At 34.5% G+C, this 11893-nt stretch carries 12 protein-coding genes and 1 pseudogene; 4 read left to right on the top strand and 9 right to left on the bottom strand.

All coding sequences use genetic code 11. The features are described from left to right. Nucleotides 1-116 precede the first annotated feature (116 nt). The 6 genes from ACUN26_RS07230 to ric form a co-directional block, all read right to left on the bottom strand. Complete coding sequence (locus ACUN26_RS07230; RefSeq protein ID WP_000287168.1) at nucleotides 117-587, bottom strand: precorrin-2 dehydrogenase; 471 nt, start codon at nucleotides 585-587, stop codon at nucleotides 117-119. Continuing rightward, on the bottom strand, nucleotides 580-1290 hold the full coding sequence (locus tag ACUN26_RS07235) for a sirohydrochlorin chelatase (protein WP_000676483.1): 711 nt from the start codon (nucleotides 1288-1290) through the stop codon (nucleotides 580-582). The genes ACUN26_RS07230 and ACUN26_RS07235 overlap by 8 nt, the downstream gene beginning before the upstream one ends. Then, entirely contained in the window at nucleotides 1287-2711 is a 1425-nt protein-coding gene (locus ACUN26_RS07240) for a uroporphyrin-III C-methyltransferase (protein ID WP_001014930.1), read from the bottom strand. Before ACUN26_RS07240 ends, ACUN26_RS07235 begins: the two co-directional genes overlap by 4 nt. Nucleotides 2712-2769: 58 nt before the next feature. After that, entirely contained in the window at nucleotides 2770-3087 is a 318-nt protein-coding gene (gene nirD, locus ACUN26_RS07245; protein WP_000942187.1) for a nitrite reductase small subunit NirD, read from the bottom strand. A gap of 14 nt (nucleotides 3088-3101) precedes the next feature. Next, nucleotides 3102-5507, bottom strand: coding sequence for an NADPH-nitrite reductase large subunit (gene nirB / locus ACUN26_RS07250; RefSeq protein ID WP_000746922.1), 2406 nt, complete (start codon nucleotides 5505-5507; stop codon nucleotides 3102-3104). A 307-nt stretch (nucleotides 5508-5814) separates the two neighbouring features. Further along, nucleotides 5815-6522: an iron-sulfur cluster repair di-iron protein gene (gene ric, locus ACUN26_RS07255; RefSeq protein ID WP_000401367.1), complete on the bottom strand. Its 708-nt coding sequence runs from the start codon at nucleotides 6520-6522 to the stop codon at nucleotides 5815-5817. A 76-nt stretch (nucleotides 6523-6598) separates the two neighbouring features. On the opposite strand from ric, the pseudogene ACUN26_RS07260 reads away from it, so the two are divergent. Then, nucleotides 6599-6764: pseudogene (locus ACUN26_RS07260) on the top strand (DUF3954 domain-containing protein). Between the two features lie 382 nt (nucleotides 6765-7146). Here ACUN26_RS07260 and ACUN26_RS07265 read toward each other — a convergent pair. From ACUN26_RS07265 to ACUN26_RS07275, 3 genes are all read right to left on the bottom strand, one after another. Continuing rightward, on the bottom strand, nucleotides 7147-7485 hold the full coding sequence (locus tag ACUN26_RS07265) for a hypothetical protein (protein ID WP_000101565.1): 339 nt from the start codon (nucleotides 7483-7485) through the stop codon (nucleotides 7147-7149). A gap of 332 nt (nucleotides 7486-7817) precedes the next feature. Next, nucleotides 7818-8606: a sulfotransferase family 2 domain-containing protein gene (locus ACUN26_RS07270; RefSeq protein ID WP_000909242.1), complete on the bottom strand. Its 789-nt coding sequence runs from the start codon at nucleotides 8604-8606 to the stop codon at nucleotides 7818-7820. Between the two features lie 162 nt (nucleotides 8607-8768). Continuing rightward, entirely contained in the window at nucleotides 8769-9554 is a 786-nt protein-coding gene (locus ACUN26_RS07275) for a glycosyltransferase family 2 protein (RefSeq protein WP_001098389.1), read from the bottom strand. A gap of 437 nt (nucleotides 9555-9991) precedes the next feature. Between ACUN26_RS07275 and ACUN26_RS07280 the strand changes: the two genes are divergently transcribed. The 3 genes from ACUN26_RS07280 (at nucleotide 9992) to ACUN26_RS07290 (ending at nucleotide 11720) form a co-directional block, all read left to right on the top strand. After that, nucleotides 9992-10306 carry a hypothetical protein gene (locus tag ACUN26_RS07280; RefSeq protein WP_000250444.1) on the top strand — a complete coding sequence of 105 codons (315 nt, stop codon included), beginning with the start codon at nucleotides 9992-9994 and terminating at the stop codon, nucleotides 10304-10306. 113 nt (nucleotides 10307-10419) lie between these two features. After that, nucleotides 10420-10602, top strand: coding sequence for a hypothetical protein (locus ACUN26_RS07285; protein WP_002093769.1), 183 nt, complete (start codon nucleotides 10420-10422; stop codon nucleotides 10600-10602). A gap of 572 nt (nucleotides 10603-11174) precedes the next feature. Further along, complete coding sequence (locus ACUN26_RS07290; protein ID WP_000706290.1) at nucleotides 11175-11720, top strand: GNAT family N-acetyltransferase; 546 nt, start codon at nucleotides 11175-11177, stop codon at nucleotides 11718-11720. Nucleotides 11721-11893 lie beyond the last annotated feature (173 nt).

The raw sequence follows: 11893 nt of genomic DNA on the forward strand, positions 1-11893 counted from the left end.
ATTTTCTTCGCAGATTGCTTGTGCAGTTTCAAAAAAGAAACCAAAACAAAAAGAACAAACGCTTCTAAAAAACGTTTGTCCAAAGGTAATTACTATTTTGGCTAAGAAATAGATTATTATTTGTGAGTACGAGAAAGCTTTTTTATAAGTTTAGGAAGTATAGATGTTAATTCTTGCTTCATACGCTTTGTAGACGATGGATCTTTACCAGAAGTTGAAATAGTGACAATATATTCATTATTTCTTATAACGCCAGGTGTGTGAAACGATGATTCTGTACCATCGCTTACAACGTTAACCCACTGGAAATCGTGGGCGGCCTGTTTGACCATCATATTAACAGCATGTTGATTTGTAGCTGCATAAATAAGATGAGCATCTTTAATGTCATCATTACTAAAAGTTTTTTGCTTCCAAGTAATATAGGGAAGTTCTTTCATTTCCTCGCAAATCTCGGGGCTAATAACGGTGACGAAAGCGCCTGTATTTTTTAATCCAGACGCTTTTCGATATGCAATTTTACCTCCACCAATGATAACGACCACTTTATTATGTAGATTAAACATAAGAGGGTACATGCTATACATACACACATTCCTCCATTCGCTCTAATAATGCCAACTTCATATATGTATCAAACTTCAGGCAGTTACAAGTCGTAACGTGATCGTATTTTTTTGTATGCAATTTGATTTTTTGAAGCAATAATCCGGTAAAGAGAAGGTACGGCATGACATATACATGGGATGCGGCCGATGTTATAGTCTTGAGCTCAGCAGTAAAAGAGGGAGTTCCTTTCGTTAAAAAGGAGCACGATACTGGCATACTGAGTTTTCGTTCGACAGCTGCTCCGATTTGTTGTAACTCATGTATCGGCTGGGGGTCACTACTGCCTCTTCCTACGAGTAAAATACTACTACCTTGCATTGGAATAGTTTCACGTATTCTTTTCGCTACAAGTTCAACCATATGTGGATGCGTACTAAAAGGTGGTACAACTGAAAATGTTATATGTGGGTATTTCTTTTGTATTTGTTCTATTTCAAGAGGAATATCACGTTTATAGTGAGCTGCTGCAAATAATAAAACAGGTACAATCATTATTTCAGTTGCTCCCTCTAGTATTGTTTCTGTAACTGCATCCGAAATGGTAGGTGTTGTTAGTTCTAGAAAAGCTATTTTTTGAATTCTTTCGTTACGTTCTTTCATGACAGATTGAATAAAGCGAATAAATTGTTCATTGCCTTCTTGCAGGCGACTACCGTGTCCAACATATACAATTCCTTTCATCGTAGCACCAAATCTTTCTTCATAATAATGTCTTGTAATTGCTCATCTACATTATGTAATCCGACTTTATTCGCATAGTGTAAAGTTGGAACGTCGGTATACGAGAAGGGAAGAGTAAGAATATCAATAAAACCAAGTCGTTTTATTTCTGATAAAAAAGTATCAATTGAGGCACGCCCTTCAAACACAATGCTATCCCATGAGAATTCAGAAAGTATACGAGAATGAACTTCATCGAAACGATGATCAATTGTATACTCATGAGTCATCATATAGGAGCCAGCACCAATTTTCTCTTGAATAAAAGCAATTCGGTTAATATTTCTGCCTAAATAAACAGTTGTATGGGAAGAGAACTTTGCTTGTTTACTTAGTAGCCCATATTGCATAAGTTTTTCTTGAGTGGCAACATTCATGTGCTGCAGCTCTGCCTGTAAGGAACGAATATCTTTCTGGTATTTACTACATGCTTGCATCAAGATTTCTACACTTTCAGCTGAACAAAAAACAAGGCGATCAACGTTAAAAATTTCATTGATTTGTTCAAGTGTTAATGTATATTCTTCCTTTTTGAAAGTTGGAATTTGATATATTTCTGCACCGGTTTCTTGTAACCTTTGCTTCATTACACTTGTTTTATTTGTTGCAGATGCAAATAAAACTTTTTTACCATGTAATGGTTTACGTTCTTTCCAAGCGATTTGATTACGTAAGGAAACGACATCACCAACAATCGTCATGGAAGGGTTAGAAATATTTTCGGTTTTGACGTTATGAACAATGGTTGCTAGAGTCCCTGTGACAACGCGCTGTTTCCCAGTTGTACCCCATTCAATGACTGCTGCGGGTGTATCTTCTTTTTTTCCTGCTTGTAGTAAGTTTTCACAAATGGTAGGTAAGTTTTTTATACCCATGTAGTAGGCGATTGTGTCGCTATTGTGGGATGAATTATATTTTCCATAATCGGCCAAAGGACCTTTTGCATGTCCAGTTAGTAAAGTGACGCTATTACTGTAGTTACGGTGGGTGAGGGGGATACCTGCATAGCTACTAGCGGCGATGCTAGATGTAATACCTGGTACAATTTCATACGGAATGTTCGCAGATGCTAAAGTTTCTGCTTCTTCACCAACACGACCAAAAATAGAGGGATCTCCACCTTTTAAGCGTACAACGGTTTTTCCTTCTTTCGCAAATTGAAGGAGGTGGGCGTTAATCATTTCTTGTCGCATAGTATGATTTTTCGGCATTTTTCCGCAATAAATAAGTTCGCATGTTTCTTTTGTATAATGAAGAAATCTAGGATTTAATAAGCGGTCATATAAGACGATATCTGCACGCTTTAAGCAGTCTATCGCTTTTTTTGTAATAAGCCCTTCATCACCTGGTCCTGCACCAACTAAATATACATATCCGTTCATATTCACACCTCATCTATTTTTATTTAAAAGGAAGCCAGGGGAGGCTTCCTTTTGTAAATTACATGTTGATATAAATGTCACCATCAATAACTTCTACTTCGTACGTTTGAATACAACCGTCATCAGGTTTTTGAACTTCACCCGTTATTAATGAAATTTTCCAATCATGTAGTGGACAAAATACGAATTCTCCAGATACAATTCCTTCAGCTAATGGACCGTTTTTATGAGGACAACGATTTTCTACAGCGCGAATATCGCCATTTGAAAGGCTGAATAGGGCGATAGACGTACCTTTCATTTGCACCTCTTTACCAATTTGAATAGGAAGGTCTTCCGCACGCATAATTTTTATTTTTTCTTTCGTTTGTAACATATACTGCACGCTCCTTATTTTACAGTTTCTACTTCATACATCGCTTTTAATGAATTCGTTTCTAGTGCTTGTCCCCATGCTTCCGTATATGTGCTACGAGCTGTTTGGAAACGCTCATTTAACTTAGTGACCATATTTGTATCTTGCAGTATTTCTTTTATATGATCGAAGCCTAATCGTTCTGTCCAGTAGGCAGTGCGTTCTCCGTAAATACCAGTTTCACGATAATATTGCATGTAAGCTGTAGCGATGCGAAGAACATCATCTTCAGTAGGGACAATCATTACAAAATCAGCTTCACGCACTTCCGTACCACCATTTCCGCCGATATATAGTTGATATCCATTTTCGACACAAACAACGCCAAAATCTTTCGTAAGTACTTCCGCACAGTTACGTGGGCAGCCCGTTACACCCATTTTCATTTTATGAGGTGTATCTACCATTTCTAATGATTGTTCGAGTAGCATACCAAGCCCTAATGAATCTTTCGTACCGAAACGACAGAAACGAGAACCAACACACGATTTTACATTACGAAGTGATTTTGAATACGCATATCCAGAAGTCATATGTAAGTCAGCCCATACGTTAGGTAAATCTTGTTTCTTAACACCATATAAACCGATGCGACTTGCGCCTGTAATTTTCACAAGAGGAACATCATACTTTTTCGCAACTTCAGCAATTTTCATTAAATCATCTGCAGTTGTAACGCCTCCGTACATACGTGGAATAACAGAGAATGTACCATCATGCTGAATGTTACCATTCATTCTTTCATTAACGTAACGGGATGATTTATCATCTTCATATTCTTCTGGAATCGCCATACGTAAATAGTAATTTAAAGCAGGACGACATTTCGAACATCCGTCTTCATGTGCAAAACCGAGTACATTTCGTACTTCTTTTGGCGATTTTAAACCTTTCTCATGAATCGCTTCTACGACTTCATCACGTGATAAAGTTGTACATCCACACATACCGGCAGATTGTGCTGAGGCATCAAACGCATCTCCAAGTGTATGAGATAAAATTTGTTCTACAAGTGGACGACATTTACCACAAGAACCGGCGGCTTTCGTGCAGCCTTTTACTTCTTCAAAAGTCGTTAACTCTTGTTCTAAAATGGCATGTACGATTGTGCCTTTCGTAACACCATTACATCCACAAATCGTGTCATCCGCACTCATTGTAGCAACGTCAAGTTCACATTCTTCACCAGCTTTGTGAAGAATGGAAGCAGGTGTATATTCTTGTATATCTTCTTCTTTCTTTAACATACTAAAGAGGCGTGTACCATCAGCTGTGTCACCATATAAAACGATACCGGCGACTTTATTGTCACGAATTAATACTTTTTTATAGGAACGTTTACATTCATCAAAGATGGATATTGCTTTCGTTTGATCATCTTCATAGATTTGGCCAGCAGAGAATAAATCACAACCTGCAACTTTTAATTGCGTACCGACGATGCTGCCTGTATATCCATCAGTTTGTAAATTCGTTATATGTTTTGCTAATATTGCACCTTGTTCATATAGAGGAGCAACAAGGCCATAGGCGATACCGTCATGCTCTGCACATTCACCAACGGCATAAATGGATTCATCATTTGTTAGCATATAGTCGTTGACTACAATACCGCGATTTACAATTAAACTAGCATCTTTTGCTATTTGCGTATTCGGGCGTATCCCGACTGCCATTACAATTAAATCACAATCTACAACTTCACCATCTTCAAATTGAATGCCCTCAACATGGTCTGTACCAAGAATTTTTACCGTTTTCTTTTCCATGAGAAATTTCATGCCTTGTGCTTCTAAATCTTCACGAAGGAGAGAAGCTGCTTTTGTATCTAGTTGTTGCTCCATTAAGCTCGGCATTAAATGAACAACATGTACGTTCATTCCTAAATCAATAAGACCTCTTGCGGCTTCTAAGCCAAGTAACCCACCGCCGATGACAACGGCTTTTTTCTTATCTTTAGCAGTATCAATCATAAATTGTGTATCTTCAATTGTTCGAAATCCTGTCACACCAGGAAGGGTAGAACCTTCAACAGGTAAAATAAAAGCACTAGAACCTGTTGCGATAATGAGTTTGTCATATGTAAGAGTACGATTCTTTTCTGTGATAATGATTTTTTCTTCTCGGTTAATACTTTGAACTCTTTCGTTTGTATACAAGGTTATTTCATTTTCTTCGTACCAACTGTAGTCATTCATAATGATATCTTGCATATTTGTTTTGCCTTGTAAAACATGAGAGAGCATAATGCGATTATAGTTTGGATGTGGTTCATCTCCAAAAATAGTAATCTCATATGAATCACTATCATGTTTTAATATTTCTTCCATACAGCGTATGCCAGCCATACCATTTCCGATCATAACTAAACGTTTTTTCATATTCATTTCCCCTTTTTATGTGAAATGTTGAACAAAGTATATTATGTTTCTATTATAGAAAATAAAAAAAGAGGGAGATGTGATATTTATCACATCTTAATAATGATTCACAAATTGTTAAAATTCGGATTTATGTGGAGAGATAAGTGAAAGGGAATTTTTTATATGGGTAGGTGGGGGAGTGAAGAGACCCGCACCTAATTAAATAATAGTAAGCTGCCCAATGAAATGATAGGGGAAGTGTGACTATTTCTTACACAATGAAAAAGCAGGACATGAGCATGTATACTCATGTCCTGTGCTTTATCTATGCTTTCGTAATTGCACGTGGAAATAAAATGTTATTCTCTAAATGTATATGCTCAAATAAATCAGATTCTAGAGCTTCAAGACGTTGGTAAACAAGTCGATAAGTGCCACAAGCTCCTTCTGGAGGAGTAAAGTCATTTGTCACTTTACGAAGTTCTTTAATAATATTGCCAGCGTGGTTATGTTCATTCTCTAACTCATCCACTACTTTACGTAATTTTGCATAGTTTTCATCAGTTGGATGTTGTTCGAATTCTAAAATTAATGGGAAATCTTCTGTTTCTTCTTTAATTAAATGCTGTTCTAATTCCATCTTAAGTTCATGAAATAGCTTATGAATTTGAGCTAAATGAGGCTGACTAGCTCCATGGACGCGTAATACTTTCGTTACATACGGACTTAATTGTGGCAACTCTTCATTTAAATAGCGATGGTGCTTATTTATAACATAATCAATCAATTCGCGATAAGATGCATTTTTCCAATCAATTTCAGACTCGTTTAATAGTTTTGTTTTATCATAAAGCGTATTTAACTCTGTAAGTACTTCTGTTGCTGATAAATTTCTTTCATTAATTGCATCAATAAGTGGTTTATTACCACCACAACAAAAATCTATTCTATATGATTTAAAAAGATCACTAGCTTTCGGAAATTGTGTAACAATCTCACCGACAATAGAAGTTTCAGTAAATGTATGTTCCATATGAATGCCTCCATAAAGTTTAATGTGATAACTAAACCAAGAATAGCAATATATTAAAATCAATGTGGTGATATAAATCACTTATTATGTGTCAGTTTTGAAAATAAACGGAATATATGTTGTTAAAAATGGTCAGGTCCAACTAATAGAACCACCTCAAGGTGGATTTGGTGAACAATCATTTGTATATTCAAAATGGAAAAGTAATTCGTATGGAAGAGCGAAAAATTCGGTTAATATAATCAAATTTGAATTTTGTTAAGAAATGGGACTACAAGCATCAATAATTATATGGGAAAAAGAGCGTTATCACTGAAATAAAAAAGCCCTGCACACAGGGCATCTAAAAAGATACCTTAGCAATAATAACGATTTTGGGGACGTATTAGCTAAGGTATCTGGATGGATGGTTGCATACTAAGTATGCAGTCAAGAGCATTGTTGAATGTATTGGGTTATTCAACAAATTAAGAATAACACGAAGTTTCTGTTAATTCATCTGGTAAATTTGTCTAAAAAAATGCCTTTATAAAAGTTTTTCACCTAAGAAATGGATGCGTGGATCTTAACAAAAGCGTTATTTTAGCTAAAAGAGCATCTAACATAAGTTAAATACTCTTTGACTTAAAATAAATCTTCAGATGTATCTCTAATTGAATAGTTCTCACTAAAATTTACAATAGCAGAAATCTTTTGTTTTTTATCGTCAGCAACATGTCCGAATAGGTAAATCTCATGTGTTCTATATTCTTCCGGAGGCTCAACTTTTTTTATTACAATATCAAGAGTCTTCTCTTTTTTAAAGTAACCAATTGTAACTAGTTCAGCAGTTTTTTTTACTGTGGGCCATTCTTCACTGTATTCTTTTGGAATGGATTGAGCCGATACAAAATGTATAAATATAATCGGAATAGTTAGAAAAAACACACTTACAATTACGTAGCGTAATAATTTTCTTGCCATCAAGTGTCACACCTACCAATAATGTTTTATTTAATCAATCTAACAGTTTGTTATATTAAACCAGAATTAACCAATTAACTATCTATTTAGGTGACAATAGTATTACGAATTTGTAAGGTTTATTAAAAAAGAGCTTAATAGAAAGTCGAACAAAATAGTTATTTTGGAGGGGGACTCAATAGAAATCTTTTGAAAATTGAAATTCATTAAAAAGAGCACTATTAGAATAGTGCCCAACTTCAATTTGCAGGAGTATTATGAGGAAACTTAAGTAGGTGGCTTAAGTTTCTCTGTAATAATTATGAATTTATGATAAGGAAAATGTTTATATTTTAAAGTAATGTTGAGGGATATTTGTAAGTAGTGAAATCTTCTTTGAAGATATCTTCAACTAATTGAATCGTTTCTTCATCATAAAAACTATCATAGGTCGGATGCCTTGGGAATAAGGGATCTGTAATATCACCATCTGCATAGTTACCTTTGTAATTTGCTAGATTACTTTGGTGATGCCACGAGTTTATTAATCCGTTTAATGGAGATTTTTTTAAACAATGTTTGTCTTCTAAGATAGACAGATGGGTAGAGAATTTTTCAAGGTAAATGTAATTTGTAACGAACTCTTCTTCTCCTTGTATATATTGAGGTGTGAAGTGTGGGTTTACACCTTCAAAATTTGGTGCATGCGCTTTTAAATAATATAAATACAGTTTAAAGGAAATCTTTTTATTGCAAGATTCATCACCATAAAGATAACGACGGATTGGCTTCCACTCAGTGGATTCGTAATATGGCGCTGGTATAAGAGAAATAAAGGAACTTACAGCTCTTTTGAAAGGGTTTCTTACCAATTTATACGTGTCTTTTTCTTTTGCTTGTAATGCGTTGGCTAAATCAGTGAAATATGGTATGGAATTTTTATAAATTTCAAATTCATAGTTATGAACAAATGGGCTATATTTTACAACTTCTTTAAACAAATTAATGTGATAAAAGAACCAATATGCGAGTGAAGTGCAGCCGCTTTTTTGGCTCCAAAATAAGATTAAAGGGAAATCTTTGTGAAAGTGAGGGGGACGCCCATACTTGGCTATAAAATCATAAATATTTGTGATAAGCATATTTAACCTCCATTCACTTTGTATACTTTTCTTAGTGTATTGAGGGAATACTGAATATATGAAAATAAGCCATGAAAATGTCTGAATAATTTAAGAGAAATAACTTTTCATAAAAGCGTTATTTGAATAATTATGGATTGTGTTGATTTATAGATACAATAATTAATTTGGAAAACATAAATCTGGAAATAACAATTGATATTCTGGCATTAATCGAAGATCGCTAGTTAAGTTTGCATAATGTAGATAATTTTCTTCTAATTTAGCTAGTGTTACAAGATGATGAGTACCCAAACCATTCTGGGCGCTATGTTTAGAAAGAGTAGGACCAATCTGTAGTTTCCGGTCCTTCATAGCGTTGTTCCATGGACTGTAAAAGAACTTTAAAATGAAAGCAGGATACTTGTAAATAGTAAACGAATAGAACGAGTTATGTCTTCCTACTGAATAGTTACCATGCGAATAATTATGAATTAATCTACCGCCGTTATAAATGGTAAGAGGACTAGGCTGAATTACTATTCCATGAAAACGTTGTTTGACAAGTGGAATTCCATATCTCGGTTTAGTGTAGGCATGCATAGGGTCATCTACCATTAAAATAGTTCTAATGGAATACATCTTTCTTTTTAATTTAGTAAGTGATGAAAAAAACTCTTCTTTATTAGAACAGCAAAGAAATTCAGTGGTATTCAACACCATTTTCCAGCCCGTAATTTCTTTTTCTATGTTCATTACTTCTTGATCAACTAATACGGCATCAAACTCTAATACTTTTGAATCACGGATTTCCCAATGAGGTGCAAATAATTTACATATTTCAACCGAGCGATCAGTAGACCCACGATTAATAAGAATACCATGATCAAATAATTTTGTGTGGTGCATTAACCACCATGGGAGTAGATACTCTTCATTGTAGAAATGGGAAATTAAAGTTGTATTCATAAAGAGTCCTCCTTTCAAAATTTTGTGGAATATATCCTTATCTAGTATAATATGCTACTTGATCTAAAAAGTTTTCTTTAAAAATTATAATGGATGTTGAGATTTAAAAACACTCAATGAAAGAATATAGCCCACCATGTTCTGAATAATGCAATCCAACCAATCTAAGTAATATGTATTCCAAAATTTTCATAATTACTCCTTTTAGATATAAAGTGCTCAATGAAGATGGATTTTATAAATTTGTTACAAAATAATCTTTTTCTAATAAGAAAATCACTAAAATATGAGAAAATGATATAACAATATCTATAAATATAGTCCTACTGGCAGAATCAGCGGACATCGAACTATAAGAGCATTAGTAATATTGCTCTGTAGTTCGGTGTCCGCTTTTTTGTTTTTATTAACAAAATATATAAGGGTTGTTTTTATATATGGTGCAATTAACTTTTTCGCCTAAAATTGATCGCAAAGCAACGCAGGCTCGTTTAGAAGAGATTCTTGAAAATGTTCGTATTTATAGACAATTTGGGATGATTAGAAATGAGATGAAGGTTACAGCATCTAGCGAGGTAAGATATCATGGTCCAACAAATATGGTAGGGAAGCCAGCAGAAGATATTGCTTTAGCAAATGTTGGTATGAGTGAGCGTACGTATAGACGAAATAGATCTAGTGCTTTTTATAAATTAGCTTTTGCTCTTAGATTAGAAGTATATGAGACTGAAGAAACTGGAGGTAATGAATAATGAATTTTGTTCAGCAGATACGTGATCCAGAAGAAATACAGCAGCTAAAAGAGTATTTTAAGGAGAAGTGTGCACGAAATTAAATTTTATTCATTATGGGAATCAATACAGGCTTGAGAATCTCTGACATTTTAAAATTGAAGGTAGAAGATGTAAAAACGAGTCATATCTCTATGAGGGAAAAGAAAACAGGAAAACAAAAACGTATTCAAAATACTGCAGCATTAAAAAGAGAACTGAAATGGTTTATAGAAGAAAGAGAAGATTATGAATACCTATTACAAAGTAGACAATGAAAGAATCGTCCTATCGGTCGTAGTATGGAATATAAGATATTAAGTATAGCCGCAGCAGAGTTTAGTTTAGATGAAATAGAACGCATACGCTAAGAAAGACGTACGGGTACCATATGTACATGCAAACGAAAAACATAGCACATTAATCATGGAGATATTCAGTCACTCTTCAGAGAAGGTCATGTTACGTTATATAGGTGTAAATCAAGATGCAATAGATAAAGCAATGACTAGGTTTGAAATCGAATCATTGCTTTTTTCTTTTTAAATCTAGGGGTACCGTCACCGTTTTTGAAAACCCCCATGCTAAGAGCATACAAAAATTTATACAGTTTTTGGATAATTCAGTAACAAAGGAGAACCCGAAAACCTGCGTCAGGATAGGAATGTATAAAATAATGCATAAATCTGTAGAACAAAAAAAGGAAATTCCTTTGTCAGAGGATGGGCCCACCTTTCCTTGTTATCGATAATGAGACGTCATGTTAGCTTAACATGAATATAATATAAAAAAGGAATTTATAAGATTTGACGAGAATAAAATTGTATTAAAAGGATATCGGAGGTTTTTTATGAAAATCGTAGGACAGCAAATATATCTTCGACTTTACAAAATTTCTGACGCGAGCGAGTTAGCTAACTTACACACTAGAAATCGCGAATTTTTTCAACGAGTTTGTCCATTACTCCCAGAAGTCTTTTATACAGAAGAACATCAAAAAATGCGCATTGAACGAGCATTAAAAAAGAAAGCTGAAGATCAAGTTTACGCTTTTGGAATCTTTTTAAAAGCAACTGATAAACTTATCGGAGACATTTCATTAACTCAAATTGCTAGGGATCCCGCCCAAAGCTGTTATACGGGATTTACCTTAGATAGGGAGCATAATTCAAGGGGCTATACAACAGAGGCTCTTCGACTTGTTGTAGACTTTGCATTTAGAGAATTAAAACTACATAGAATTGAAGCAGGAGCTATGCCTAGCAATATAGCATCTATTCGTGTATTAGAAAAAGTAGGATTTAAAAAAGAAGGTATAGCTAAAGAAAATGTAAAGATTAATGGCAAATGGACAGATCATCAAATATTAGCTATCATCAACAGCCTGGATGTATAAGCACATTTCACTTCCGATAATGAGACGTTATGTCAACCTAACATGTATAGGATATACACTGTTCCTTATTCAACTAAATGGCAGGTTAGTTGAAGTGTATTTTGGTTAATATAGGAATTTTTGGATGCCCCCTAGAATATAAAAAATATAGATTGTATTATAGGAGGTATATA

It is taken from the genome of Bacillus sp. WC2503 (genome assembly GCF_052682895.1).

What these genes read in the sequence shown, in the direction of transcription:
- ACUN26_RS07230 (WP_000287168.1), bottom strand. Translation starts at nt 587, where the DNA reads ATGTATAGCATGTACCCTCTTATGTTTAATCTACATAATAAAGTGGTC.
- ACUN26_RS07235 (WP_000676483.1), bottom strand. Translation starts at nt 1,290, where the DNA reads ATGAAAGGAATTGTATATGTTGGACACGGTAGTCGCCTGCAAGAAGGC.
- ACUN26_RS07240 (WP_001014930.1), bottom strand. Translation starts at nt 2,711, where the DNA reads ATGAACGGATATGTATATTTAGTTGGTGCAGGACCAGGTGATGAAGGG.
- nirD (WP_000942187.1), bottom strand. Translation starts at nt 3,087, where the DNA reads ATGTTACAAACGAAAGAAAAAATAAAAATTATGCGTGCGGAAGACCTT.
- nirB (WP_000746922.1), bottom strand. Translation starts at nt 5,507, where the DNA reads ATGAAAAAACGTTTAGTTATGATCGGAAATGGTATGGCTGGCATACGC.
- ric (WP_000401367.1), bottom strand. Translation starts at nt 6,522, where the DNA reads ATGGAACATACATTTACTGAAACTTCTATTGTCGGTGAGATTGTTACA.
- ACUN26_RS07265 (WP_000101565.1), bottom strand. Translation starts at nt 7,485, where the DNA reads ATGGCAAGAAAATTATTACGCTACGTAATTGTAAGTGTGTTTTTTCTA.
- ACUN26_RS07270 (WP_000909242.1), bottom strand. Translation starts at nt 8,606, where the DNA reads ATGCTTATCACAAATATTTATGATTTTATAGCCAAGTATGGGCGTCCC.
- ACUN26_RS07275 (WP_001098389.1), bottom strand. Translation starts at nt 9,554, where the DNA reads ATGAATACAACTTTAATTTCCCATTTCTACAATGAAGAGTATCTACTC.
- ACUN26_RS07280 (WP_000250444.1), top strand. Translation starts at nt 9,992, where the DNA reads ATGGTGCAATTAACTTTTTCGCCTAAAATTGATCGCAAAGCAACGCAG.
- ACUN26_RS07290 (WP_000706290.1), top strand. Translation starts at nt 11,175, where the DNA reads ATGAAAATCGTAGGACAGCAAATATATCTTCGACTTTACAAAATTTCT.